Source organism: Stenotrophomonas sp. KH_036_B (assembly GCF_057839485.1).
Genome location: NZ_CM174491.1, coordinates 331762 through 357286 on the forward strand (window position 1 = coordinate 331762; position 25525 = coordinate 357286).

At 63.5% G+C, this 25525-nt stretch carries 27 protein-coding genes and 1 tRNA gene; 16 read left to right on the forward strand and 12 right to left on the reverse strand.

Features of this window, described 5'->3' with window-relative positions; translation table 11 throughout:
* The first annotated feature begins 8 nt into the window (after positions 1 to 8).
* Positions 9 to 1829, forward strand: a complete 1821-nt coding sequence (locus AC3ITN_RS01375) for a hypothetical protein (RefSeq protein WP_489391812.1) — start codon at positions 9 to 11, stop codon at positions 1827 to 1829.
* Positions 1830 to 1972: 143 nt separating this feature from the next.
* Here AC3ITN_RS01375 and AC3ITN_RS01380 read toward each other — a convergent pair whose 3' ends face one another.
* Both AC3ITN_RS01380 and AC3ITN_RS01385 read right to left on the reverse strand, forming a co-directional pair.
* Entirely contained in the window at positions 1973 to 2164 is a 192-nt protein-coding gene (locus tag AC3ITN_RS01380; RefSeq protein WP_489391813.1) for a hypothetical protein, read from the reverse strand.
* 31 nt (positions 2165 to 2195) lie between these two features.
* Positions 2196 to 3650 (reverse strand): KAP family P-loop NTPase fold protein, encoded by a 1455-nt coding sequence (locus AC3ITN_RS01385; protein WP_489391814.1) that lies wholly within the window; start codon positions 3648 to 3650, stop codon positions 2196 to 2198.
* Between the two features lie 771 nt (positions 3651 to 4421).
* Between AC3ITN_RS01385 and AC3ITN_RS01390 the strand changes: the two genes are divergently transcribed.
* Positions 4422 to 5509 (forward strand): IS3 family transposase gene (locus AC3ITN_RS01390; protein ID WP_489391815.1). Its coding sequence is split into 2 segments (ribosomal slippage): positions 4422 to 4674 and positions 4674 to 5509, totalling 1089 coding nucleotides; the frame shifts between segments, so codons are not numbered across the junction.
* A 651-nt stretch (positions 5510 to 6160) separates the two neighbouring features.
* Here AC3ITN_RS01390 and AC3ITN_RS01395 read toward each other — a convergent pair.
* From AC3ITN_RS01395 to AC3ITN_RS01405, 3 genes are all read right to left on the reverse strand, one after another.
* A complete protein-coding gene (locus AC3ITN_RS01395) occupies positions 6161 to 7453 on the reverse strand; it encodes an SMODS domain-containing nucleotidyltransferase (protein WP_489391816.1) in 1293 nt (430 codons plus the stop codon).
* Positions 7450 to 8055, reverse strand: coding sequence for an SLATT domain-containing protein (locus tag AC3ITN_RS01400; RefSeq protein ID WP_489391817.1), 606 nt, complete (start codon positions 8053 to 8055; stop codon positions 7450 to 7452). Before AC3ITN_RS01400 ends, AC3ITN_RS01395 begins: the two co-directional genes overlap by 4 nt.
* 158 nt (positions 8056 to 8213) lie before the next feature.
* Positions 8214 to 9266, reverse strand: a complete 1053-nt coding sequence (locus AC3ITN_RS01405; protein WP_489391818.1) for a tyrosine-type recombinase/integrase — start codon at positions 9264 to 9266, stop codon at positions 8214 to 8216.
* Between the two features lie 83 nt (positions 9267 to 9349).
* Between AC3ITN_RS01405 and dusA the strand changes: the two genes are divergently transcribed.
* The 4 genes from dusA (at position 9350) to AC3ITN_RS01425 (ending at position 13174) form a co-directional block, all read left to right on the forward strand.
* The gene (dusA, locus tag AC3ITN_RS01410; protein ID WP_489391819.1) at positions 9350 to 10387 is read left to right on the forward strand and encodes a tRNA dihydrouridine(20/20a) synthase DusA; all 1038 of its coding nucleotides are present in this window, start codon (positions 9350 to 9352) and stop codon (positions 10385 to 10387) included.
* 212 nt (positions 10388 to 10599) lie between these two features.
* Positions 10600 to 10971 (forward strand): hypothetical protein, encoded by a 372-nt coding sequence (locus AC3ITN_RS01415; protein ID WP_489391820.1) that lies wholly within the window; start codon positions 10600 to 10602, stop codon positions 10969 to 10971.
* Positions 10972 to 11043: 72 nt separating this feature from the next.
* On the forward strand, positions 11044 to 11727 hold the full coding sequence (locus AC3ITN_RS01420; RefSeq protein WP_313347281.1) for a response regulator transcription factor: 684 nt from the start codon (positions 11044 to 11046) through the stop codon (positions 11725 to 11727).
* Between the two features lie 22 nt (positions 11728 to 11749).
* Entirely contained in the window at positions 11750 to 13174 is a 1425-nt protein-coding gene (locus AC3ITN_RS01425) for an ATP-binding protein (protein ID WP_313347282.1), read from the forward strand.
* Positions 13175 to 13203: 29 nt separating this feature from the next.
* On the opposite strand, the gene AC3ITN_RS01430 is transcribed toward AC3ITN_RS01425, so the two are convergent.
* The gene (locus AC3ITN_RS01430) at positions 13204 to 13986 is read right to left on the reverse strand and encodes a M90 family metallopeptidase (protein WP_489391821.1); all 783 of its coding nucleotides are present in this window, start codon (positions 13984 to 13986) and stop codon (positions 13204 to 13206) included.
* A complete protein-coding gene (locus AC3ITN_RS01435) occupies positions 13953 to 14228 on the reverse strand; it encodes a hypothetical protein (protein WP_489391822.1) in 276 nt (91 codons plus the stop codon). The genes AC3ITN_RS01430 and AC3ITN_RS01435 overlap by 34 nt, the downstream gene beginning before the upstream one ends.
* 132 nt (positions 14229 to 14360) lie before the next feature.
* On the opposite strand from AC3ITN_RS01435, the gene birA reads away from it, so the two are divergent.
* The 4 genes from birA to AC3ITN_RS01455 all read left to right on the forward strand — a co-directional run bounded on the left by birA (position 14361) and on the right by AC3ITN_RS01455 (position 16994).
* Complete coding sequence (gene birA, locus AC3ITN_RS01440) at positions 14361 to 15326, forward strand: bifunctional biotin--[acetyl-CoA-carboxylase] ligase/biotin operon repressor BirA (RefSeq protein WP_489391823.1); 966 nt, start codon at positions 14361 to 14363, stop codon at positions 15324 to 15326.
* The gene (locus AC3ITN_RS01445) at positions 15323 to 16060 is read left to right on the forward strand and encodes a type III pantothenate kinase (protein ID WP_489391824.1); all 738 of its coding nucleotides are present in this window, start codon (positions 15323 to 15325) and stop codon (positions 16058 to 16060) included. Before birA ends, AC3ITN_RS01445 begins: the two co-directional genes overlap by 4 nt.
* 9 nt (positions 16061 to 16069) lie before the next feature.
* The gene (locus tag AC3ITN_RS01450; RefSeq protein WP_489391825.1) at positions 16070 to 16879 is read left to right on the forward strand and encodes an SPOR domain-containing protein; all 810 of its coding nucleotides are present in this window, start codon (positions 16070 to 16072) and stop codon (positions 16877 to 16879) included.
* A 39-nt stretch (positions 16880 to 16918) separates the two neighbouring features.
* Positions 16919 to 16994 (forward strand) — tRNA-Thr (locus AC3ITN_RS01455).
* Positions 16995 to 17169: 175 nt separating this feature from the next.
* Here AC3ITN_RS01455 and AC3ITN_RS01460 read toward each other — a convergent pair.
* The 4 genes from AC3ITN_RS01460 to AC3ITN_RS01475 all read right to left on the reverse strand — a co-directional run bounded on the left by AC3ITN_RS01460 (position 17170) and on the right by AC3ITN_RS01475 (position 19631).
* On the reverse strand, positions 17170 to 17709 hold the full coding sequence (locus tag AC3ITN_RS01460; RefSeq protein WP_313347291.1) for a GTP-binding protein: 540 nt from the start codon (positions 17707 to 17709) through the stop codon (positions 17170 to 17172).
* Positions 17706 to 18662, reverse strand: coding sequence for a hypothetical protein (locus AC3ITN_RS01465; RefSeq protein ID WP_489391826.1), 957 nt, complete (start codon positions 18660 to 18662; stop codon positions 17706 to 17708). Before AC3ITN_RS01465 ends, AC3ITN_RS01460 begins: the two co-directional genes overlap by 4 nt.
* Before the next feature lie 77 nt (positions 18663 to 18739).
* On the reverse strand, positions 18740 to 19099 hold the full coding sequence (locus AC3ITN_RS01470; RefSeq protein ID WP_068848577.1) for a hypothetical protein: 360 nt from the start codon (positions 19097 to 19099) through the stop codon (positions 18740 to 18742).
* Positions 19100 to 19178: 79 nt separating this feature from the next.
* Positions 19179 to 19631, reverse strand: coding sequence for a roadblock/LC7 domain-containing protein (locus AC3ITN_RS01475; RefSeq protein ID WP_489391827.1), 453 nt, complete (start codon positions 19629 to 19631; stop codon positions 19179 to 19181).
* A gap of 309 nt (positions 19632 to 19940) precedes the next feature.
* Between AC3ITN_RS01475 and rocF the strand changes: the two genes are divergently transcribed.
* From rocF to AC3ITN_RS01490, 3 genes are all read left to right on the forward strand, one after another.
* Positions 19941 to 20864 carry an arginase gene (gene rocF, locus AC3ITN_RS01480; protein ID WP_313347297.1) on the forward strand — a complete coding sequence of 308 codons (924 nt, stop codon included), beginning with the start codon at positions 19941 to 19943 and terminating at the stop codon, positions 20862 to 20864.
* A 234-nt stretch (positions 20865 to 21098) separates the two neighbouring features.
* Positions 21099 to 21236, forward strand: a complete 138-nt coding sequence (locus AC3ITN_RS01485; protein ID WP_313347299.1) for an entericidin A/B family lipoprotein — start codon at positions 21099 to 21101, stop codon at positions 21234 to 21236.
* Positions 21237 to 21483: 247 nt separating this feature from the next.
* Positions 21484 to 21705: a CsbD family protein gene (locus AC3ITN_RS01490; protein ID WP_095362579.1), complete on the forward strand. Its 222-nt coding sequence runs from the start codon at positions 21484 to 21486 to the stop codon at positions 21703 to 21705.
* A 93-nt stretch (positions 21706 to 21798) separates the two neighbouring features.
* Here the strand turns inward: AC3ITN_RS01490 and AC3ITN_RS01495 are convergent, their stop codons facing one another.
* On the reverse strand, positions 21799 to 22623 hold the full coding sequence (locus tag AC3ITN_RS01495; protein WP_489391828.1) for a hypothetical protein: 825 nt from the start codon (positions 22621 to 22623) through the stop codon (positions 21799 to 21801).
* 108 nt (positions 22624 to 22731) lie between these two features.
* On the opposite strand from AC3ITN_RS01495, the gene AC3ITN_RS01500 reads away from it, so the two are divergent.
* From AC3ITN_RS01500 to AC3ITN_RS01510, 3 genes are all read left to right on the forward strand, one after another.
* Positions 22732 to 24027, forward strand: coding sequence for a tryptophan--tRNA ligase (locus tag AC3ITN_RS01500; protein ID WP_489391829.1), 1296 nt, complete (start codon positions 22732 to 22734; stop codon positions 24025 to 24027).
* Positions 24028 to 24153: 126 nt separating this feature from the next.
* Positions 24154 to 24492: a hypothetical protein gene (locus tag AC3ITN_RS01505; protein WP_489392858.1), complete on the forward strand. Its 339-nt coding sequence runs from the start codon at positions 24154 to 24156 to the stop codon at positions 24490 to 24492.
* Positions 24493 to 24549: 57 nt separating this feature from the next.
* Positions 24550 to 25482: an MBL fold metallo-hydrolase gene (locus AC3ITN_RS01510; RefSeq protein ID WP_489391830.1), complete on the forward strand. Its 933-nt coding sequence runs from the start codon at positions 24550 to 24552 to the stop codon at positions 25480 to 25482.
* Positions 25483 to 25525 lie beyond the last annotated feature (43 nt).

Sequence of the window (25525 nt, forward strand, 5' to 3'; positions counted from 1 at the left end):
GGAAGAGCATGAGCATGCTTAGATATACGGCGGACGCCGTTTGGACGCGCCTGCCCGTTGCAGATTTCCGTGCGCGCTTCTTCGTGGACTGCTTTGTAGAAAAGCTTCGCATGTACACGCCACACTTCTACCAGGCTCGCCTGATGAATGTGATCAGCGCATCGAGGGAACTACGCGGGTACGTGGAGGAATATCGCGCTAACGAGAAGAATATCGCGTACCTCCAGTCTGCGGTAGAGGAGTTTAGTGACTGCTGGGACGGAGATCCTGTCGCGCAGGAGATTCTTGGTGACCTGGTAGTTCTTCGGACACCTCTAGTGAAACTTGTCTTGGCCGCAGATGTCTCGGAGAACGCGCTGCTCCGCGTAGGCCAGCTTGCACGGTCCGTTCTTGGTCGTGAGGAGTCGTATTCCTCCGCGCTGTTCGCCAGCATCGAGCGAGAGGTAGCTGGGCCGGTAGACTTGACCCAGAAGGAGCGGATAACGTCACAGATCGATCGCATCACTGGATTGTTTGTTACCTATCTCCTGAACGAGGGATACTCTCCCACCTATTTGTTCAATCGCTCCGAGCTCTTCACGCGCGAAAATAACTACCGCGGACGCGATTTCAGTGAGCAACTCACGTTCGTACTGGATCGGTTGAAGAATCAACAAACACAGTTCGACACCTACTATGGCATACATACAACCAAGCCGAGCCTGATTCTGGGCATAACTGATGAGCCAGGACTGAGCTTCTTGCCTGAAATTCCGGCGTCAATTCACGGAGCAGAGCTCGAAAAGTTCAAGAAGAACATTGACGTCACTGTCGTCGCACATGCATCGTTGTCGGCAACCGACTATGTCTCTGCTGCTCTGAAGACCAAAGAGCGCTTAGACCGATTTCTGGACGCGGCTACGGCGCTCGAGATCGGGTCCGAGTTCCAAGTTTCCGCGCACTGTGCAACGTTAGCTCTTGGGCCCCCGGTTCACCTTCGCACCATTAATGTCGAGGTGCTGCTGGCCTTCATGGCGAAGGAGGCTGGATCTTCTTTTGCAGCTCCCGGGCTGAGTCTTCGTCAAGTTTTCAAGAATCTCGACGATACGGCGAAGGATCAACTCGGTCGCTCACTGCGCTACCTCCGTTTGGCTAGGAATGCGGCGTCACTGGAGCAGAAGCTGTTGAATCTATGGATTGCGCTAGAGTCTCTGTTCGTAACAAGGGGGGCATCCATTCTCCAAGGTATCCTGGACTTTGTGCCGCAGTTGTATGCTAGTGCTGGGCTGCATCGCCGTGTGATCTACCTCCGGGATCTGCTTGTTGCCAACCACGTTGCGACGACCCCTCTCTATCAAGCGTTAATTGGTTCGGAGGCTGTCATCTTCGATGAATGCACGACGGATCACCACGTCTTTGCACTGCTTCGTGATGAGGCGACCGCCATCGAGCTATTCGGCAGCATCGGTGATCGTGAGCATCTCAAGTTCAAGCTTATGCAGATATTCCGTGAGCTGAAAGACAACAAAGCTCTTGCAGGCCGGCTTACGAAATCGGAAACCGATGTTCGGCGACAGCTGCGCCGCATCTACTACTTGCGAAACAAGATCGCGCACACCGGGCACTTTCAAGGTGTGAGGCCGCAGTTGGTCACCCATTTATTAGACTATCTGGCGATTTGCTACCGCTCGATTTCGGCCGCCGCTGCTAGGGCCGCGGGCGGCGATGTCTACTCGGTCCCAGAGCTTCTGAGCGCAGCGAGAATGGGGGCTGATCTCGTGGCGGCGCGAGTTAGTGCACGGGAAGAAGTTCGGGATCTGAACTCCATTGTCCCGCAACCAGTCATTTAGGTGCCGTATAGCCTGCGCCCTGGGTTTCGGGCGAGCTCACTCAAGTCATCGATAAGGGATCAAGGTCCCTTCGCCGCAAGACCTGTCCCCGAGCGGCGCGTAATAGAAGCGATGGGGGCATCAGGGGATCGCCCTGCGAGCGGCTAGAGACTGAGGTACATAGCCACACTCTCCAACCGCTCCGAGCGCCCTTCGATGCCCAGCAACTGGCTCTCGATCAGCGTGCGTCGGAAGCGTCGCATCACGTGTTGCGAGGCCACGGCATTGGTCATGCCACGTTCGTCCTCCAGCGTCACGAAGGTCACTCCACTGGCGGTGCCCGGCGACTGCCGCATGTGTACGAAGGGCAGTCATTGGATCACTAGGCTATTCAAGTTCTTCGTCCCTGTTCAGGGATCTACTTAGTCGAATGACCGAATCAATGTACGCCCGTGGATTGAAGTCCGGGATACGCTTATGTCTAGCCACTGATGTGACTGCTGCTAGGACGCCAATATTCTCACCTACACTGGCTTCTCGAATCCTTTTTTCCACGCTGTGAGTTGCATTCTGCCGATTTGCCGGACCACCTACAAACAAGTCAAGCACTTCATTGTAGTTGTGTGCTCTCACACAATTCAGCGGATTGTCTTGGTTGGTTGAGTAGGCGCCTGGGAGTGAAATGGAGCCCGTCGATGAAAGCTCTATGTAGTCCTTAGGGGAGCCAAACCTCAGGCACGCGATGAAACAGTCGACGAGCGGAATTGTGACGGATGACTTCGGGTGCGTAATGTAGAAGGCATAGATCAGCGTGAAAGCACGTATCTGATCTCGAGGAGAGAGCTTGAAGACCGTAGACATCGAAGTGAAGAACGTCTCGTACTCAATCCTATCGAGCTCTTCGATTTGAGTCTGGCTGAGTTGCTCTAGGTCAAATGAGGAAGGGTGCCCTACGATACTCGCTAGATTCTTCTTTTGGTTAACTCCGAGCCCAGCGCTGCTGAGCAGGTACTTTGTTACAGCTTCGCGTGATGCTGGCGAGAGGTGGTACTCGAAGTCAAAGAACTTTCGTAAATACTCCTCTCCATTCACATGCGTACCGTAAACTGTTTGCACTGCAGCAGGGAGATTTCCATGGTCAGTTGCAATCAAGAAAATGATCCCAGGGACATCGAAGTGATGTTTGATTCGCTCAAGTGTCTGTATAGCGTAATCCGGACGGCAGCGGTCTAGCTCGTCAATGACAAAAAGGATCGGCCTAATTGGGGCGGTTGGCGCTCTGGCGGCGAGCGCATCTCTCGCCGCTTCAAGCGCAGATCTGAAGGCTGGCTCAGATTTCATCAACTCGCGTTGCGCATCTAAGAGCCTAGTCGCTATCTTTTCGGTACCCTCCACCATGGCTGAATAGACTGGTACGGTGCCCTTGGCTGCTGCGGCAAGTACAGGGAGGATGTATTTAGTGCCCGCAGCTGCAACGTCGGAACCGGCCTTTTCTAGGTTTATCCTGAGATTGCTTTTGGGTTTCGCGATATTTGCTTGCGCCTCGATTACATCCAGAAGTTGGGCGAGGATTGGGACGAGGGGGTCGCCATGATGATCGTACTTCCACGCATCTACCGAAATGGCCTTGATTCGGTACTCGTTCTGAATATGAGCTTTGAGGCGTTGGAGGAAGATCGTCTTTCCGCTCCCCCAGGGGGCTTGCAGGGATATGGTGAGGGACTGTTCTGCGCTCTTAGCGATGAGGTTTGAAAGAACTTCACCGTCGTGCTTTCGATCAAATATATCTCCCTGCCAAGGAGAGCTCTGATCCACGATAGGCGGCGCATCCTTTCTGATCATCGTAATGTCCTGAGCGTTGATTCAGGTGAGTCTATCCATTGCTTGCTGCATAAGAAAGCGCCGAGTTCATGGAGTGCGCAGCCAGTCGCGGTTGGGTCTATAGGGTCACCTCGACAGTATGTCCGACGTGTCGAGGTAGCGTGTTGAGACAGATGGCAAGCGACAGCATGAGAAGCGACTTGTGTCCCGCTTGGGCACTAGGGGAGAAGATAGTCGCGAAGTCTCATCTGGTGATCTTTCCAGATGGATCTAAGTTTCTGAATAGTAACGCTAACCACCTGTCGGGATATGCCAAGCTCCTTGGCGATATCAGACTGCGAATGACCTTGCCGGAGTAGCATCCAGACCCGCTCCTTAAGACTGGGATCTTTGCGGGCGTTCGGGGACCTCACGCCGGAATGAACACGATCGTAGGCCAGGCGGCGAAGCATGTGTTCGTCCGGGTGCGGCAGCCCGGGCAACTCAAAATCGTAGGCGGATGACGAGAAGTTGCAGACCGCATCCAGCTCCTTCAGGAACGCAGCCTTGTATCGCAAGTTGGTTCGGTACCGGGACTTCGGATTGCTGGGGTCGTGCACGTCGCAGAAGCGGGCACTTCTCTGACTGCTGCTCAGCAGCTGCGGGGATGTGGCCGTGGCCGCCCACCGCATGCTGGGACGCCAGCAAAGCTCACAGCATGTATCGCTTCCAGGCGCGTGATCTGGTAATCCCCCCGCAGGTTAGCAGCAGCCAAAAGTGGAATTTTCTCGTAACCTAACCCGAGGAGATCCCATGAAGAAGTCACGCTTCACCGACAGCCAGATCATCGCAGTGCTCAAGCAGGCTGAGGGCGGCACGCCCGTGCCCGACCTGTGCCGACAGCACGGCATCAGCTCAGCGACGTTCTACAAGTGGCGCAGCAAGTTTGGCGGCATGGATGCGTCCATGGTGTCCCAGCTCAAGGAGCTGCAGGACGAGAACCGACGGCTGAAGAAGATGTATGCCGAAGCGCAGCTCAGCGCAGACTTGCTGAAGGACGCACTCTCAAAAAAATGGTGAGGCCATCTCAGCGTCGCGAGATGGCCAAGAGGGCGGTCCAGGCAGGCATCACCAACATTGCTCATGCTTGCCAGACCTTCTGCGTGAGCCAGACCTGCTACCGCTATCAGGCCAAAGCCAGCCAGGAGAACGCGATCATTGCGGACTGGCTGGTCGGGCTGACCAGCGCCTATCGGGATTGGGGATTTGGCCTGTGCTTCCTGCACCTGCGCAACGTGAAAGGCTTTGCCTGGAACCACAAGCGTGTGTACCGCATCTACCGCGAGCTGGAACTTAATCTCCGGATCAAGCCCCGCAAGCGCATCATCCGCGAGGTGCCCGAGCCGTTGGCGGTGCCTGAAGCAGCCAACCAGACTTGGTCGATGGATTTCATGCACGACCAGTTGGCCGACGGGCGTAGCTTCCGGATGCTGAACGTTCTGGATGATTTCAACCGGCAGGGACTGGCGATGGAGGTCGACATATCTCTGCCTGCGACGCGTGTAATTCGCAGTCTGGAGCAGATCATCGAATGGCGCGGTAAGCCCATCGCGATCCGGTGCGACAACGGTCCCGAATACATAAGCGGCGCGCTGCAGGCATGGGCCGAGCAGCAGGGCATTGCGCTCCTCTACATCCAGCCGGGAAATCCGCAGCAGAACGCCTACATCGAACGCTACAACCGAACCGTGCGGTACGCCTGGCTCGCCAGCAACCTATTCAATGACATCGAACAGGTCCAAGACATTGCCACTCGATGGCTATGGACTTCCAACCACGAGCGACCGAACATGGCGCTTGGCGGCATCACGCCAATGCAAAAATTGGCGCTGGCCGCATAGTTCCATTTTTGGCGACTGCTAAAGATGGGGGGATTACCGGGCAGACGAGCGAAGAGCGACACTGACAACCAAAGCAAAAGATAGTGGAATATAAAGGGTGGGATGCAGCTGTGCCTGTTTCGTGGCTTAACCATTTGATTGTGCTGAGAATCGATTGCATCCCGGGGCTTGGCGATTGCATCCCAAATGCATCCCGCCCCACAGCGGGTGGTTGCAGCGAATTCTCAGGAGTTCATGGACCCGTAATCGCGAACGACAGTGACCGAGTCCACGGCGGATGCAAATATTGTTGAAATCTTGGGGTGTTCACAGCAGAACGGCATCTACCAAATTTGCGGCCGCCGCAATTTTGGGACTGCGAGCAAAACTGGATGCAGTGAACCGCACCGCAGCCAGCGCCCTGCCAGAACTCGAGGGCCCTTGGCAGAGGGCAGAGGCTAGGCTACCTAAGCTAAGTAGCGCATCCGCGATGGGCTGGCGGCGCGTCGTTTCGGGCGTCGAGGTGCACAGTACGAAGCGCCAAATGAGCGAGGAATGTGGGCTCAAGCACGACTGCGGAGACGCCGTTTTCGCTCGGCGGATGGCCGCGGCCCGCGGCTGGGTGCCTATCCCGAAGCCGAGAATGGCCAAAGGGACGCGATGGATTTTTCCCTAGGCGTCAATAGGCACTGCAATCTTCTCACGGGCGACACACACTCCATCCTTCACCGCGTAGACCTCGACGTAGTGATTGCCGGGGAAGTCGGAAGTCTCGATCTTCTCCCTGCCGTTGCCCTTGTCCGGAGTAATTTCGCCCCTCAGCATCTCGCGGTCTACTGCTTCCTGCCCCCTATTTCGCACCTTCCAGAATAGTTGGTAGTGCCCCGGGACGTTGCAGTCAGTCACATGGAAGCGAAGGTGCCTTCCCACCGGTACTCGCTCGCGATTGCGGAGTTTGCGCCGCAACATATCGCTGTACGAAGTCCCTTCACGGATATCACAATCAAGCTCGATGTTGTAGCGCACATCGATTGGATATCGGTCTTCGATGAACTCTTCCATGTCAAAGCTGGCCCGCGCAGACTTGGCAACTGTTTCCGCTTTCGGGAAGTCTGTGCCAAACACCTTTCGCCAAATCTTGGCTCTTGCTGCTTCGCCCTCAGTGTCAATAGCCTCTTGGCACCGCGCAGCGGCCTTCTTTGCCTTGCTTTGGAACTTTGCCTTTCTCTTTACTCGCTGGCCACTTCCGGGTGCGGCCCAGTATTCCTGGGTGGTGTCCAGGCCGCCCAGATATGTGAAGATTGAGACAAACATGGCCGGGAAATCCGACCAGCCAGCCTTGTCGTAGTCATCCGTCTGATTGAAAAAATTGTAGGCGAGAGTGTCGATTAGCAGCCCGCCAATCCCCACGCCAATGTGGTTCTTCCAGGACCGAAGCATTTTGCACGCGTCTTTGAGATTCTGGTTGGTGGCTGCGTTTAGGTCGTTGACTGCCTTTATTTCTGGTCTAGGCTTGGTTGTCTTCCACGAGCCACCATCACTCGTGTCCCCGTAAATGTAGTCATTATTTGCGTCGAGAAAGGCGGGGAGTACCTCGACTCGGTACCCGTGAAAATTGACGCCGACTACCTGTCCATCGGCTTGAACGTCTGAGCGTGGGTAGCGCTTGAGAAGAGAAGCTCGCACCTCTTGGAGCATCACGGAGGGCCCGTTGCCCTCAAGCTTCTTATAGCGCTCGTAATCCGCAGTCGGCAACTCGAAGACCATGTCAAGGTCACTCACGCCGTCAATGGCTGTCTTTCGACCGTAAGATCCGACCTGGAGGCTGTGCCGAGTGTCGCTTTCAATCTCCCAGAAATCGAGATTCAGCCTCGCCGTGATGTTGGCGTACTTGACGGAGATATCTTCGGCGTTCTTTACCGACAAGTTCTCTCTAAATGTTTGGAACAACGAAGCGTCGCTCACAGGTAACCCCCGCAGATAAGGCTGTAGAGCAAGCCACAGACGGCTGTCAAGATTACTGCGATACCGAACAGCGTCGCGGACAGGGGTATCTGGTCTCTCCAGAATGTGAAGGGTCGATACTTCTCCAGCCAGCTCCGCTCCGCCTGCCAGAAGAACTTGTAGTGTGCATACCAATCACTTAGGAAAATTTGCTTGCTGATCCCAATGCTTTGAGACTCATCGCGAAGCTCGCGGTAGCGCATCTGCAAATCCTCCAGGCCGTCGGTCTCGCTTCGACTCTCCACCTCAAACAGCAGTTCGCGCAGCGACGTGAAAATTGTCGTCAACCGGCTTCCGACCTTGGCGTATTCCGCGCGGCCGTCCTGATAGGAGTTGAAATAGAATACTGCGTAGGAAACGACCAGCAGGAACGCGGCAAGCACGTTGTTGTTTAACTGCGGAACGACGAGCGCGAGCACGCCGAAGGCGAAACTCAGGATGCTGATCCAGCCGGGTGCCTTCTCTACGATGTCGTAGGTAGCCAGGTGCTTCTTTGCCGCGTACCCGATGTTGTAGCCGCTTGCAGCTATGTCTTTAAGCAATAGTTGCTTATGCACACGCATCCCCTCTGTCCATAGATTGCCTCCAACATCACTTGGGGCGACGTTAGATAAGTCAAGGTACTACGTCACAGTCTCCTGGGATGAGATTGCGTGAGAAGAATTTCGTGAGGTCACGCTTGGGCGAGCCATTGGACGCCCTCAAGTGCCGCGCGTGTATGTCAGCGGTCCGGCACGTCTTCTGGCCTGAGGTGCGTATACCGCTTCAAAGTGGCCCAAGACTCGTGCAGGGTGAACTGCGCAACCTCTTGAATGCTATAGCCGTTTTCAAAAAGTCGCGACGTCGCTTCATGGCGGAGATCGTGGAAGCGAAGGTCGGGAATGCCTAGCACATGCACCGCGCGCGTAAAGGCTGCTCCAACTGATTTGGGGTTGTATGGGAACACCAGTGGACTGTCAGCCGAGCTCCTGCGTTGTTCGATGAGCTCCCAGGCGGCGGGAGAGAGCTTGAAAGACTTGTGGTTCCCAGCCTTCAGTCGCGGGTGTTTTACGTCGCGTAGGAGGGCCGTGCCGCGTTCCCGGTTTAGGTCGCTCCACTGCAGGCGGGTAATTTCTTCCTGACGTCGCGCCGAGGCCAAGGCAAACCTCATGATGTCCACCATGGGGAGGTCCGCACGTTGATCGCGCTCCGTGAAATAGGCGATGAGGCTTCGCTCCTCGGCTTCTGAGAGGCGTCTCTGCCGTTGGCGCGATTTCGCAGTTATCCTTTCCCCGCGAAGAAAGGTCGCCGCCTCATCTAGCGCATGCAGGGGGGTGGGCAGCCCCAAGACGGCCGTGGCGGTCTTGAACACCATGCGGAGCCAAATGAGGTCGTTTGCCGCCGTAGCGGGGCCCGCACCCTCGGCGCGCCGACGCTCGATGTAGTGAATGAAGTCCTGACGAGTCAGGCTATCGGCCCCGCGATCCCTTAAACTGGCCATCTTGAGCCTGGCCAGGTCTGCTTTCTTGGATCGCCCCCATTCTTCCCCTTGGCGCTCCCGAAGCTCATACCATCCGATCAGCTCGCCCCAGGTCATCCGCTTGCCCAGTGGTTCACCCCGGGCCCGCTGGAGTTGCAGGCCAGCCTCTCGGCGGGTGATCCACTCCTTGGCCAGAACCTTGGTGCTGAAGGTTTCAGACTCGCTATGGACGAGCTGCCCATCGCGCTTGAGTCGTATCTGCGCTGTGTACCCTGTAGACCCGTCTTTGCGACGTCTGCTGGTGATCGTTCCCATTAGTGCTACGGCATCCGATGTGTAGCATTCAATGTAGCACCAGAGCCTCGAAAACGCCCAAAAACGCGCTAAAATTACCGACAATGCAGAGTCATGAAAAAGCCGAAAATACAGTGAATAGCGCTGAAAAAGAGCGCTACGCCGCCTCCCTGCGCCTGTCCGTTGCCCCGATGATGGACTGGACGGACCGCCATTGCCGCGTGTTCCACCGGCTGCTGGCCCCGGGCGCACGGCTGTACACGGAGATGGTGCACGCCAACGCCGTGATCCACGGCGACCGCGAGCGCCTGCTGGGCTTCGACGGCAGCGAACACCCGCTCGCCCTGCAGCTGGGCGGCAGCGATCCCGCGCTCCTGGCGCAGGCCGCGCGCATTGCGCAGGACTGGGGCTACGACGAGGTCAACCTCAACTGCGGCTGCCCCTCCGACCGGGTCCAGGCCGGGCGCTTCGGTGCCTGCCTGATGCGCGAACCGGCCCTGGTGGCCGAGTGCGTGGCGGCCATGGTGGAGGCCGTGAATATCCCGGTCACGGTGAAATGCCGCTTGGGCGTGGATGAAGACAACGACTACGAAAAATTCGTCAAATTCGTCGATCAATCGGCTAACGCCGGAAGCGCGATGTTCATTGTGCACGCGCGCAATGCCTGGTTGAAGGGCCTGTCGCCGAAGGAAAACCGCGAGGTGCCGCCGCTCCGCTACGAGTGGGCACACCGCCTCAAGGCGGACCGCCCGCAGCTGCAGATCGTGCTCAACGGCGGCCTGGCCACGGTGGACGCCGCGCAGGCGCAGTTGCCCGCGCTGGACGGGGTGATGCTGGGCCGCGCGGCCTACCACGACCCCTACGTGCTGCATCAGCTCGAGGCCGCGCAGACCGGTGCGGCGTTGCAGCCGCGCGAGGCCCTGCTGCGCGCCATGCGCCCCTACATCGAGGCCCAGCTGGCCCGCGGTCTTGCGCTCAAGCACATCACCCGCCACCTGCTCGGCCTGTTCCACGGGCAACCGGGTGGCCGCGCGTTCCGCCAGGTGCTGAGCGAGGGCGCCCACCGCCCGGGTGCTGACTGGGGCCTGATCGAGCAGGCGCTCACCATCACCCGCGACCAGGCAGAGCGCGTCGCAGCGTGAGGCCCGTCACAGTCGGTGCTTGACATCGCGGCGGAAGTAGCCGTCAATGTTCACCTAGATGAACGAAGCGAGGCGTCGGTCATAAAAGTTCAGACCGGATTCACTGCGTAAAACCAAGAATTTGCAAAAGATTCGTAAAGCGCCGGCCCAGGCTGGCGGTTGCCGATTCACAACTTTTGAACGTTTTGACGCGCTCCGCTAGGATCAGACCGATGTTCTCCGTGACCCGCCACCGCCGTCTTGCCTTTGCCGCCCTGCTGGCGACAGGCGCTGTTGCTGCCGCAGGCAGTGCCAGCGCACAGGCGCCCCAGCCGGATCCGGCCCGGGCCGAAAGCATGGCGCGCAACGTCAGGGGTGCCCCCCAGGAGCGCTCGCTGTCCGACGCCGTGCGCCGGGTCCAGCGGACCACCGGTGGACACATCCTCGGCGCCGAGCGGGTCCCGTTCGACGGGCGGGACATCAACCGGGTGAAGTACATGGATGACCGGGGTCGCGTCCGCTACATGGACGACCCGGCCCCGCCGCGTTCACAGCCCCGCCCGCCGCGTTCGGATATGTCATCACTACGCGGCGATAACCCCTGAACGGGGATAGTTGTCCGCAGTCATCTGTTAGCCACTGGCCCACGGCCACACCCAGGACACTAGGGAGAGTTCATGCGTATCCTTCTGGTCGAAGACGAAGCCCCGCTGCGGGAAACCCTTGCAGCCCGGCTCAAGCGCGAAGGCTTTGCCGTCGATGCCGCACAGGACGGTGAGGAAGGTCTGTACATGGGCCGCGAAGTGCCGTTCGACGTAGGCATCATCGATCTGGGCCTGCCCAAGATGTCGGGCATGGAACTGATCAAGGCCCTGCGCGACGAGGGCAAGAAATTCCCCGTGCTCATCCTCACCGCCCGCTCGAGCTGGCAGGACAAGGTCGAAGGGCTCAAGCAGGGCGCCGACGATTACCTGGTCAAGCCGTTCCATGTCGAAGAGCTGCTGGCACGCGTCAATGCGCTGCTGCGCCGCGCGGCGGGCTGGAGCAAGCCGACGCTCGAATGCGGTCCGGTCGCGTTGGACCTTGCCGCACAGACGGTCAGCGTCAGCGGCAGCAACGTGGACCTCACCAGCTACGAGTACAAGGTGCTCGAATACCTGATGATGCATGCCGGTGAACTGGTCTCCAAGGCCGATCTCACCGAGCACATCTATCAGCAGGATTTCGACCGCGACTCGAACGTGCTGGAAGTGTTCATCGGCCGCCTGCGCAAGAAGCTGGACGCGGACGGCGACCTCAAGCCGATCGAAACGGTGCGCGGACGCGGTTATCGTTTCGCGATTCCGCGCAACGAGGGCTGAGCCGTAATCCGGCGATTGGATGATGTCAGGCCGTCTGTGGTTCTTTAGACGCTGGCGGCCGCGCTCCCTGCAGGCGCGCCAGCTGCTGGCCGCCAGTGTGAGTCTGGTCGCCTTCCTGGCGATTGCAGGCTACGCACTGGATGCCGCGTTCGCCGATACGGCGCGCGCCAACCTGCGTGAGCGCCTGAAGAACTACGCCACCGCGTACGCGGCCGGCATCGACTTCACCCGCGACCGCTCGCTGTATATCCGCGAGCAGCCGCCGGATCCGCGCTTCGACGTTCCCGGCAGCGGCCTGTACCTGCAGGTGGTGATGCCGGACGGCAAGGGCAATTCCATGTCGGCCGAAGGCCCGATGCTGCCCACCGTGGGCGGTGGACTGCTGGCACCGCGCCAGGAAGTGTTCGAAGGCCCGCTGCCGATGATCCAGATCGACGGCAGCCAGGGCTCGGTGTACCGCTACGGCCTTGGCCTGGTGTGGGACGCCGATGCGGACCCCGCCACCGAATTCCCGTACACCATCTACGTGATGGAAGACTCGCGTGCACTCGGTGCACAGCTGCGTGTGTTCCGTGGCCGGGTGTGGTTCTGGATGGGCGGTGCCGGCCTGATCCTGCTGCTGCTGCAGACCGTCATCCTGCAGTGGAGCCTGCGCCCCATGCGGCGCGTGATCACTGAACTGACCAAGGTGCAGCGCGGCGAGACCGAGCGCATGAGCGAGCGCCACCCGCGCGAACTCGAACCGCTTACCGACAGCATCAACGCCTTCATCGAAAGCGAGCGCGAGAACCTCGAGCGCCAGCGCAACACCCTGGCCGATCTCGCGCACAGCCTGAAAACACCGCTCGCGGTGCTGCGCACCCAGCTCGACAGCGGTGCGCAGGACCAGGACCTGCGCGAGGAATTCGACGTGCAGCTGCGGCGCATGAACAACCTGGTGTCCTACCAGCTGGCGCGTGCGGCATCGTCGGGGCACAAGCTGTTCTCCGCGCCGCTGCCGATCGAGTCCAACGCCGAGGAGATCGTGCGCGGGCTGGAGAAGGTGTACGCCGGCAAGGGCGTGCTGTGCGAATTCGACATCGACGAGGCGGCGCGCTTCCATGGCGAACCGGGTGACCTGCAGGAACTGCTGGGCAACCTGCTGGAGAACGCCTTCAAGTGGGCCAACCGCCGCGTGCTGCTGACCGCCAAGCCTTTCAGCGCGCCCGGCATGCGTCGCGCCGGACTGGTGTTGTCGGTGGATGACGACGGCCCGGGCATCGCGCCCGACGACATCGCCAAGGTGCTGCAGCGTGGCGTGCGCGGCGATGAGCGTGTGCAGGGCCATGGCATCGGCCTGTCGATCGTGCAGGACCTGATCAAGGATTACCGTGGCGAACTGCAGGTCAAGCGGTCCGCCGAACTGGGTGGCGCACGGTTTGAAGTGACGTTGCCGCCCGGACCGTGATTGGGTCGGTTGCCGACCAACAGTCGGCACTACAGCGCCGGCGGCGCCCCATAAAACCGTCGTAGATGCGCGGCCACCACCGGCATTTCCTGCTCCAGCAGGTCCGGCGCGGAGAAATGGTATTCGGTGGCCACCGCGAAGAACTCGTCCGGCGCCTCGGCCGCATACGGGTCGATCACCGTCTCGTGCCCGGCATCCACCTGCGCGCAGAGCGCGTCGAAGGCCTGCTGGAAATCGGCGGCCCATTGCTGCTGCCACGCGCGCGGCAACGGCGGCGTGCCATCGAGCACACCATCAAGCACGTCGATCCGGTGCGCCATCTCGTGCACGACCACGCAGGCCCCTTCGTGCGGGTGCTTCAACTCCGCCTGCACGTCATGCCAGGACAGCAGCAACGGCCCGTTGTGCGAGACCTGGCCGATCGCCTCTTCCTCCCACTCGTGCAGCACCCCGTCTTCATCCATCTCGCTCTGCGGCACGATGAAGCCCTCGGGGTACACCAGCACCTGCGACCAGCCGCGCAGCCCGGGCTCGCCCAGTTCCAGCAGCGGCAGGCAACACAGCGCGGCGATCAGTACCGCATCGTCATCGCCTAGCTGCAGCCCACCGATGGGCGTAATGGTCTTGTCGTGCAGGAAGGCGGCCGCCAATCCGCGCAGGCGCTGCACGCGCTCGGGCGGCAGCCCGCGCAACCAGGCGACGCGTTGGCAGGTGTGCTGCCAGGCGATATCGGGAATCGGGCGCGGTGACGGCCGCAGCCAGCGCAACAACGACTGGATCAGCGGAACATGCCCGGCAGGAAGCTGTGCCATTTCGGCGCGCGCAGGCGCGGCAGCACGTCATCGTCGCCACCGCCGCCGGTACTGCCGGGCGCGCTCGCGCTGGGCTTCACGGCGGACGGGGCCGTGGCGGCCGGCGTTGCCGGCTGGCTCGTGCGCTCACCTTCGGCGGGCGAGTACACACAGCCACCCCTGGCCGATCCGGTCACCGCATCGGAAGCATGCGCGGCCAGCGGGGCCATCAGCAGGAGCAGGCAATGGGCGAACGGGCGCATCGTCAACATCCGGAGGGGCAAAGGGGTCAATCTTCGATTCTAGCCCGATTCAGCGCCTCAATTGGAAGCCCGCGGCGGGCGCGGGCGGTCGCTTTCCCGCATAATTTTCCCCATCAACCGATGGAAGCTGCCGTGGACGACCGCCAACTGCTGGCCAAACTGGGCGCCGGGCGACTGTCCGGCGACGCGCTGGCCCGCGAGCTGGGCCAGACCCGTGCGGCAATCTGGAAGCGAATTCAAGGACTTAGGGCAGCCGGCATCCAGATCGATGGGCGCGCGGGCGATGGCTACCAGCTGCAACAGCGGCTGGAGCTGCTCGACGCCCAGCGCATCCAGGCGCAGCTGCCGCCGGGGCTGGCACCGCTGCTGGACGCCCTGGAGGTCGGCTGGAGCGTGGGTTCCACCAACAGCGAATTGCTGCAGTGCAGCGCGCCGTCGCGCGGCTCACGGGTCCTGCTGGCCGAGCGCCAGACCGGCGGCCGCGGTCGCCGGGGCCGGAGCTGGGCCTCGCCGCTGGCCGCGCATGTGTACCTGTCGGTGCTGCGCGGATTCGCCGGCGGTCTGTCGAAGCTGGGCGGCTTGAGCCTGGTGGCGGGCGTGGCGGTGGCCGAGGCGCTGCGCGACCACGGGGTCGGCCAGGTGGCACTGAAGTGGCCCAACGACATCGCGGTGGACGGGCACAAGCTGGGCGGCCTGCTGGTGGAAGGCGGCGGCGAGTTCGCCGGCCCGGCGCGCGCGGTCATCGGGCTGGGCATCAACGTGCACATGCCGCCGGCCTTCGCCGCGGAGATCACCCAGCCGTGGACCGACCTGGCCACGCTGCTGGGCGACGACATCAGCCGCAATGACGTGGTGGCCTGGCTGCTGGCGGCGCTGCTGCCTGCGCTGGAGACCTTCGAGGCCGACGGGCTGGCGCCGTTCCTGCCGCGCTATGCCGCGCTGGACTGCCTGGCGGGCCGCAGCGTACGGGTCGAAGATGGCGGCACGCTTTACGAAGGGGAGGCGCTGGGCCTGGCCGACGATGGCGCACTGCGCGTGCGCATCGACGGCAGCGAACGGGTCTTCCATGCCGGCGAAGTCAGCGTGAGGGCGCAATGAGCGACTGGTTGTTCGATCTCGGAAATTCGCGCTTCAAGTTCGCGCCGCTGCAGGGCGTCCGTGCCGGCGATGTGCAGGCCTGGCCGCACGGCGCCGAAGCCATGCCGGCCGATGCGCTCGCGCAGCTGCCCAGCGGTGGCACCGCGTATGTGGCCAGCGTGGCGGCGGCCGCGCTTACCGCCAGCATGCTCGAGGTGCTGCGCGCGCGCTTTGATCAGGTGCGGGTCGTGCGTACCGAAGCCAGCTGCGCGGGCGTGCGCATCGCCTATGCGGATCCGGCGAAGTTCGGCGTTGATCGCTTCCTGGCACTGCTCGCCGCCGCCGAACGCGGCGAGCCGGTGCTGGTGGCAGGCGTCGGCACCGCGCTGACCATCGACCTGCTCGACGCCGGCGGCCAGCACCATGGCGGGCGCATCGCGGCCTCGCCCACCACCATGCGTGAAGCACTGCACGCGCGCGCGGTGCAGTTGCCGGCGCAGGGCGGTGACTACAGCGAATTCGCCAACGACACTGCCGACGCGCTCGCTTCGGGGTGCGATGGCGCCGCCGTGGCATTGATCGAACGCAGCCGGGTGCATGCGGCCGAGGTGCTGGGCACGCTGCCGGCGCTGCTCGTGCATGGCGGCGGCGCACCGGCGTTGATGCCGTTGCTGGGCGATGCGCGATTCCAGCCGGCGCTGGTGCTCGATGGACTGGCACGCTGGGCGGTGCACCAGCCACCGGCGGCGCGGTAGGATCGCCGCATGCTTACCCGTGCCCTGATCGTCGTGCTGGCCATCCTCAACGTAGGTGTTGCGCTGTGGTGGATGCTGCGCGGCGAGCCCGCGCCCGTACCGCCCGCCGTGCCGTCCGGCGTGGCCAGGCTGCAGCTGCTCGATACACCGCCCGCGGCGGCCCCCGCCGCAGCGCCTGCCGCCCAGAGCGCAGCGTTGGACGACGTTACGCCACCACCGCCAACATCCGCTTCCCCAGCGACCGCTGAGGTAGCGCCGGGCGCTGCCCGGCCGCCTGCAGCGACCGCAGCGGCCGCAGCGCCAGCCTCGATCCCGGCGCCAACACCGCCAGCCGCCCCTGCGACGCCGGTCGCCCTGCGCTGCATCAGCCTGGGCCCGTTTGCTGATCGCGACACTGCGATGGCTGCCCAAGGCAAGGCCGGGGCACTGGTCCAGCGCTCGCGCCTGCGTGAAGTCCCCAAGCCGGGCGCCAGCAGCACCTACCGGGTGATGATGCCGGCCGCGGCCAGCCGCGACGAAGCGCAGGCGATGGTCAAGCGCATCGCCGCCGCAGGCATCAGCGATTACTACATCATGGGCCAGGGCGATGACGCCAACGCCATCGCGCTGGGCCAGTACCGCAACCGCGAGGGCGCCGAGCGCCGCCTGGCCGCGCTCAGCGCGGCCGGTTTCACCGCCCGGCTGGTCGCCAGCGGCGGTGCCGAGGGGGCGCAGTGGTGGATCGATGCGGCTCTTGCCGACACCGCCAGCGCCAGCACGACCCGCCAGCGCAGTGGCGCGGCCCAGCAGCGCTCGCTGGAATGCGCAGGCTTGCGCTAGAATCGCCGTCCGCGTCGGCCATGCCGTCGCCGTGCCTTTGCCGGCATAGCTCAGTTGGTAGAGCAACCGCCTTGTAAGCGGTAGGTCCCCAGTTCGAATCCGGGTGTCGGCACCAATCGCTCAACCGTAGTGCCGGCCGCTGGCCGGCTCTTCGGCGGTGCCAGGCAACATGCAGAGCCGGCCAGCGGCCGGCACTACCCAGGTTGTCAGGCAACATGCAGAGCCGGCCAGCGGCCGGCACTACCCCGGTTGTCAGGCGGCATGCAGAGCCGGCCAGCGGCCGGCACTACCTAGTTGGTTTCCGCGTAGCGGTACGACAACAGCGACTTCACCAGGAACGTCACCTGCGTGGCCGAACGCGCATCCACGCGCATGACCGGCAGGCGGTGGCCGGCGTCGAACAGCGCGTTGCGGAAGTCTGGAATCATCAGCGCCGGATACTCGTCGGCACGGGTCACGCCGACCGCAAGGCTGGCCTGCGGGGCGATCTTCGAGAACTCCTGCAGCAGTTCCACCGTGGAGGCCACCGGGTCCGGGTGGCCGGCGCTGACCAGCACGATCACGCCGAGCGCGCCTTCGCAGACCATCGGCCACATGAAGTCCAGGTAGCGCTGGCCCGGCACGCCGTAGACGTGCAGCAGCTCGCCGTCGTCCAGCTCGATCGAGCTGTAGTCGAGCGCCACCGTGGTTTCGACCTTCTCGCCCATCGCGTCGCCGCTCATCGGCATTTCAGTGCTGACCGGCTCCACGTCGGAGATCGCGCGGACGGCGGTGGTCTTGCCGGCACCCATGCTGCCGACGAAGACCAGCTTGTTGGCGGGCATGCTCATGACGCGGCTCCCTGGAACAGATTCAGGCCGAAGCGGCGGGCCACCCACGAGAAGAAACGTGAGTCGCTGGCGTCTTTGCGGCGTTGCGTACTGGGCACGGCGGCGTCCTGGTTCAATGCGAGGCCACTGGCAACAGCAGCGCAGAAGAGCGATTGCACCGTGTGGCGCGGCATATGGCAAGCCGTAGCGAGCGCAGCGGCCTGCCAGGGCCGCGCGTGCAGGCAGGCAATGGCCAGCAGCCAGGTGCCCGGCACGTCGTCGGCGTTGAGGTCCGGCCAGTGCCGCAGCTTCAGCGGCGCCTGTTCGGCGGGCATCGGCAGCAACTCGGGGCGGTAGCGCGCGATGCAGAAGTACAGGGCTTCGAACGAATGCCGTTGCGGCAGCCGGTAGGCGTACTGGTGCTGGAAGGTCGGCGCATCGATGGCACTGGCCGACCACGCCACGTCGTCCAGCTGCGCCACCACTTCGGCCAGCGTGGTCGACGGCGGCAGCGCGATGCTGCGGGTCGCCGTGTCCACCAGCAGGGTGATCGCGCCGCGCTGGAGCAGATGCAGTGCCGGGGCACCGCCGGTGGCGGCCGCCAGCTGCAGCAGCAGCGGCGTGCCCACTGCTGCGCGCTCCACGGTGGGCGCGGCCAGCAGCAGGCTGGACAGCTGTTCGTTGATGTCGCGCACGGTGGCACCGTGCGGCAGGCGTCCCGGTGCGGGCTCGGCGTAGCGGCGCGCGATCAACAGCATCGGCACGTTGACCGCATTGGCCTCACTGAGCGCGCGGGCCGCATCGGGATGGTCCAGGCCGATCACCAGCAGGTCGCAGCCATCGCTGTTCCAGGGCTGCAGCACCACGTCCATGCGCTCGGCGAGCAGCATCGAACAGGCCAGCTTCAGGCGGGTCTGGTGCAGCACGTCCAGCCCGATGGCGGAAATGCGGAAAGAACGTGTGGGGGTATTCATGGCGGGTGTCACGCGAAACGCCGACGCGGGCCGCAACGCGCCCGGTCAGGGGCGCGGCGCGGCCGGGTCGCGTGCGATCAGCTGAAGTCCAGGGTCTTTTCGAAGGCCTTCAGTTCGTGGCGCGACATGGCCAGGTTGGCCTTGCTGCGGTCCATCACCACGTACAGGAACAGCAACGGGTTGCTTTCCAGCGGGCGGATCAGATGGTACTGGGTGGTCAGCGTGATCAGCAGGTCTTCCAGCGTGTCCGACAGGCCCAGCTGCTCGGCCACGCGACGCTTGGCGCGCACCACTTCGGTGTTGCCGGCCGCCGCCAGTTCCAGGTTGATGTTGCCGCCGCCGACCATGGCCAAGGCCATGCCGCTGTCACCGTCGACCAGGGCCGCACCGACGAAACCAGCCAGCGAGTTGAGCTTTTCCAGATTGAGATTGGGCACGTAAATCCTTTTTGCTTCAGGCAGTGGGAGGGCAGGCCAGGGGCCTGCCGGAAGGGCACAACGAAAGGGGCGAAGCGGCTCAGCTGGCGCGCGGGCGCAGCACGGCGTCGAGGCGGGTGGCGCATTCGCGCGCATGGAACAGCAGCACGGCCATGTTGACCTCGTGACTGGCCACGGCGGTCAGGGTCAGCGGCTTGTCGGCGTGGATGCGGATCAGCACCACATTGCCCAGTTTGGTGCAGATGGTGGCGTAGTCGGCCTCGCTCAGCGCCAGCTCGCGGGAAACGGTCTCGCCCAGGGTCAGGAACGAATTGGCCATGGCCGCCAGGCGGCGACCGTCCACGCCCAGCGTGGAATCCTCGGCAACGGCGCGGCCGTCGGCGGTGGACAGCATCAGCAGGCTGAGGCCGCTCTCGCGCTCACGCGCGTGCTTGAAGGCGTGTTCGATAGCGGAAACGTCGTACATCTGGCGGGCCGGCTGGCTCTCGCCACTGGCATTCCGGACGATCTGGTGGATGCTGCTGCGCTGCACGTACTGCCCCCTGGAACACGACAAAAACGGACCAACCCCGATGGGGTTAGTCAATCAGTACTGCGAAGAAGTGTGAAATGTAGCACGTAAAATTTGCCAATATTGCCAACGTAAGATAAACCGAGGCCCCCTTTCGTCTGTGTCAAATCATTGACGCGCAAGGCTTTCCTGGCCTCCGTCGAGATGCGACGCAGTGGGGCAGGGAGCGTCGCTGCCGGTCACGGGGGACGGCCCACTGCTGCGTCGCCGCGAGTGTGCGGGGCGCGGGATGACTAGACTGGTCGGATTTTCCGTGTGTGTGGAGTCAGCATGAGCAAGCGTCAACCTGCGGTGTCCCTGATTGGCGTGCCGACCGATATCGGCGCCGGTCACCGGGGTGCCGGCCTGGGCCCGGAAGCCCTGCGTATCGCCGGGCTGGCCGAAGCGCTGGGTGCGCGCGGCGTGGATGTACGCGACTGCGGCAACCTGGATGGCCCGCGCAACCCGTGGACCCCGCCCGAGCAGGGCTACCGGCACCTGGACGAAGTAGTGGCCTGGAACCGCGCCCTGATGGACGCCACCTACGCCGAGCTGCAGGACGGGCGGATGCCGATCATGCTGGGCGGCGACCACTGCCTGGGCATCGGCTCGATCACCGCCGTGGCACGCTGGTGCCGCGAACAGGGCCGCACCCTGCGCGTGCTGTGGCTGGACGCGCATTCGGACTTCAACACCAGTGAGGTGACCCCCTCCGGCAACGTGCACGGCATGCCGGTGGCCTGCCTGTGCGGCCTGGGCCCGGACGCGTTGACCCGGCTGGGCGGCGACGCCCCGGCGATCTGCCCGCAGCAGGTGCGCCAGATCGGCATCCGCTCGGTGGACCAGGAAGAAAAGCGCCTCATCAAGCAGCACAAGGTGGATGTCTACGACATGCGCTACATCGACGAGGCCGGTATGAAGCGCACGGTGGAGGCGGCGCTGGAAGGCATCGACGAGAACACCCATCTGCACGTCAGTTTCGACGTGGATTTCCTCGACCCCAGCATCGCCCCGGGCGTCGGCACCACCGTGCCGGGTGGGGTGAACTACCGCGAAGCGCAGCTGGTGATGGAGATGATTGCCGACACCGGCCGGATGGGCTCGCTGGACATCGTGGAGCTGAACCCGCTGATCGACACCCGCAACGCGACTGCCGAGCTGGCGGTGGATCTGGTGGAAAGCCTGTTCGGCAAGTCCACCCTGATGCGCGATTGACCAGGCCGGAGGGCGATTCCTGCGCGTGGCTGAACAGCCGCGCGCTGCGTTCACATCGATTGCACGCCGTAGCCGCCAGATTGCAACTCACGCGGCGGCAATGCCAGTAACGGCGGCGACGTCACCGCGATCAGGAAGAGGAGCACACGACGAAGCGGGTCACGCGCAACGTCATGCTCATCTGACAGGTGGGACCGGATTTCGGTAACGATTTGAATCACACAGGAGAACCCCATGAAGCGTGTTATTGCACTGATGCTGTTGTCGATGTTCTCGCTGGCCGTGCTGTCCGGCTGCAACACCGTTGCCGGTGCCGGCAAGGACGTGCAGAAGGCAGGCGAGTCGGTGGAAGACGCTGCCAAGGGCAACTGATCCACACCCTGCGTGACGGCCGATGGCCGACACGCGCTGGGCAACTGCTGAACGCTGTTCGGCAGGCACTTCAAGAAACGGCCGGGATGCTTCCCGGCCGTTTCTTTTTGCGTTGATGGTGTCCGCGCGATCTGAGCCGTTCAATGAAGTGAGCATGCGCTTCATCCATGCTTGACCGCCGCCGAACACCCGCTGCTGCACTCTGCATGTGCGGCGAAGGTGCCGTTGCAATCAAGGACGCGAACCCATGAACAAAGACATCATTTCCGGCAAGTGGACGCAGCTCAAGGGCAAGGCGCAGGCAAAGTGGGGCGACCTGACCGACGACGATTTCAAGGTGGCCGAAGGCAATGCCGAATACCTGGCGGGCCGCCTGCAGGAACGCTATGGCTGGGCGCGTGATCGCGCTGAAACCGAGGTCAAGGACTTCGAAGCGGCCATGCGCAAGGACTATCCGGACTTTCACTGACACCCATACGGGTGGCAGCGCGGCTTAGGGCCGCAGGGGTATGAAACCAGACGGGCCGCATTGCGGCCCGTCTGTTTTTGCGCCGATCAGGATTCAGCGCCAGCCGTAACCCGGCGGGTCCGGCACGAACGACTCCGGAAATGCCTGCGGGCCGGCATCACGGTGCGGCAGGCGCGCCGGCAGGATGCCGCGCGCGATCAGGTTGCGCTCGCTGTCATAGCGCACGTCCAGGCGCTGCGCAGGGGCGGTGCTGGCGCGCTCGAACCCGGTGCTGCCCGAATACGACTGCTCGCGCCGGCCGTGGCCCGTGCCCAGCGCCGGGGCGGGAGCGGCGGCCACCGAGCCGGTGGTCTTCGCCGAGGACATCGCGGCGTCGGCGGTCTCGCTCGCCTGCGGCTGCGGCTGCACGCGGCTGCCGGAACGCGCGACCGGCGGCGCGGGCCGCGCCAGCGCCACGTACCGCCGGGCCTCGTTGAAGACCGCAATGCCCACCACACCGATGTTGTCCGGCCGGTCGGTCCGGCCGGCATAGCTGCGGCCCGGGTCGGTGAAGACGAACTGCGCCACTTCCTGGGACGATTTGCGCCAGCCGGTGATGTCCGCGCTCTGCCAGGGGTCGAGCACGTAGCCGGTCTGGTTGGGGGCGGCCACATCGCCGGTGATCACGTTCAGCCCGTCCACCGACAGCACCACCAGCACGCGCGCGTCGCTGTTGTTGCGCAGGCGCACTGCATAGGGATGGCCTTGGCGGCCGGCCACCCAGCGCTGGCCACGGTGTGGGTAGGTGGGCAGTTCGAGGTCCTGGTCGCGGTCGACGATGCTCAGCGACACCGGTCCGGGATCAGCGCGAGGGGGCGCAAAAGGCTTGAAACCGCACAGGGCCAGCACGGCAAGCAGGGGCAGGGTCAGGTGCTTCATGGTGGGGCATCCGGGGTTGGGTACGGTGTTGAACGCACCGGGCCGGCCAACGGGGTTGCGCGGGGACAGGTAAACTGGGGGCGTTCAACTGTCCGTAATGATTCCCACATGACCACCCGCGTTCTTACCGGCATCACCCCCTCCGGCACGCCCCACCTGGGCAACTACGTGGGCGCCATCCGTCCGGCCATCGCGGCCAGCCAGGCGTCCGACATCGAGAGCTTCTTCTTCCTGGCCGACCTGCACAGCCTGATCAAGGCGCAGGAGCCTGAGCGGACCCAGCGTTCGACCCTGGAGATCGCGGCAAGCTGGCTGGCGTGTGGCTTGGACCCGGACAAGGTCTGGTTCTACCGCCAGAGCGACATTCCCGAAACCACCGAGCTGATGTGGTTCCTCACCGCCATTGCCAGCAAGGGCATCCTCAACCGTGCCCATGCCTACAAGGCGGCGGTGGACAAGAACCGCGAGGAACAGCTGGACGAAGACGCCGGCATCAGCGCGGGGCTGTTCATGTACCCGGTGCTGATGGCCGCCGACATCCTCATCTTCAAGGCCAACCATGTGCCGGTGGGCCGCGACCAGATCCAGCACATCGAAATGGCGCGCGACTTCGCGCAGCGCTTCAACCATGTGTACGGCAAGGAGTACTTCCCGCTGCCGGAGGTGGTGATCGACGAGCAGGTGGCGACGCTGGCCGGCCTGGATGGCCGCAAGATGAGCAAGAGTTACCACAACACCATTCCGCTGTTCGCGCCGCGCGCGGAGCTGAAGAAACTGGTGTTCTCGATCCTCACCGACTCGCGCGCGCCCGGCGAGCCCAAGAGCACCGACGGCTCGGCGCTGTTCCAGATGTACCAGGCGTTCGCCACGGCGGAACAGACGGCGGCCTTCGCCCAGGCGTTTGCCGACGGCATCGGCTGGGGCGATGCCAAGCAGCAGCTGTTCGAGCGCATCGACGCCGAGCTGACCCCCCTGCGCGAGCGCTACGACGCGCTGATGGCCGAGCCGGAGAAGATCGAGGCGGTGTTGCGCCGCCGCGGCCAGCAGCTGCGCGAGCAGTACGCCGTGCCCCTGCTGAAGGAGCTGCGCCATGCGGTGGGCCTGCGTGATCTTTCCAGCGCAGGCGACATCGCGGCCGAAGAGGGCGGCGTGGCGCGCGCGGCACCGCCGCTGTTCAAGCAGTACCGTGACAAGGACGGCCGCTTCTACTTCAAGCTGCTGGCCGGCGACGGCACGCTGCTGATCCAGAGCGAAGGTTTCGATTCGCCGCGGGATTCGGGCCAGCTGATCGGCGTGCTCAAGCAGACCGAGCACGGTGATGGATTGCAGAGCGAACTGTTCAAGCTGGACGCCGAGGTGGATACGGTGTTGGCGGCATTGCAGGCACTGCGCGAGCAGGCCTGACACAACGGCGTACCGACCCACGGTCGGTACCTGCCGGAAACGCGGCAACCGCCGGCGAACGCCCGGTGGAACGAAACGGCGGTAGCCATCGACCGTGGGTCGATGGACACGTCAACGGAGGACACGATGGCCTGGTTGTCGTTGTTGTTGTTCCTGCCCTGGTTTCTGCTGCTGGGCACCCTGTACTGGCTGTTTCCGCGCCAACCGCGTGATGCCGCGCGGCGCCTGTTCGACGGCGCTGCGCTGCTGCTCGCCTTCGTCCTGAGCATCCTCGCCATGCTGTGGGGCCACCATATCGGCGTGGTGCAGAGCGATGCCGGACCGATCTGGCGCCAGGTGCTGGCCGTGCTGTACGCCTACGGTGCGTTCCTCGCGGTGATGACCGTCGCCATCCTGTTGCGTGCCTCCTGGCTGGCGCAGCGTGCGACCAAAGCCGCATCGAAGTCGCCGGGCCAGCGGGCCTAGAATTGGCGTGTATCGACCCACGGTCGCTACCTGCCCAACGCCGCCAGGGATGAGCCGATGTCCTCCGACCCCAGCATCTTCACCATCGATACCGCGTTCCAGCGCAGCGATTTCGATGCCGCTTACCTGATCGTCGAAAACGGCCGCGCCGCCTTCATCGACTGCGGCACCGGCCTGGCCGTGCCGGCGATGCTGGCCGCGCTGGACCGCGCCGGCTGCACGCCTGACCACGTCGATTGGCTGATCCTGACCCATGTGCACCTGGACCATGCCGGCGGTGCGGGCCTGCTGATGCAGCAGCTGCCCACCGCGCAGCTGCTGGTGCACCCGCGCGGCGCGCCGCACATGATCGACCCCACCCGGCTGATTGCCGGGGCCACCGAGGTCTATGGCGAGGCCGAGATCGCGCGCAGCTACGGACCGGTCCTGCCGGTGCCGGCCGCGCGCGTGGTGATCGCCGAGGACGGCCACAGCGTCGACCTGGCCGGGCGCGCGCTGCTGTGCCTGGACACCCCGGGACACGCCCGCCACCATCTGTGCATATGGGACGCGCGCAGCCGCAGCGTGTTCACCGGCGATACCTTCGGCCTGTCCTACCGCGAGCTGGACAGTGACCGCGGCGCCTTCATCATTCCCACCTCGTCACCCGTGCAGTTCGATCCCGAACCTCTGAAGCACTCCATCGCGCGCCTGCTCGCGCTGCAGCCACAGGCCGCCTACCTCACCCATTACGGACGCGTGGAAGACGTCGCCACGCTGGGCGCCGACCTGGTCGAGCAGATCGATGCGATGGTGGACATCGGCCGCCAATGCGATGGTCGCCCCGATCGCCATCGCTGCCTGGTGGCCGCGCTCACCGCGCTGTATCTCGAACGCGCGCAGGCGCATGGCTGCCGGCTCGATGATGCAGCGGTGGTGCAGGTGCTGGCGATGGACATCGAGCTCAACGCGCAGGGCCTGGCCTGCTGGCTGGACCGCAACCGCCGCTGAGCCACGGCCTGCGTGCACGGTAACCGGAGTGTCACGTTACACT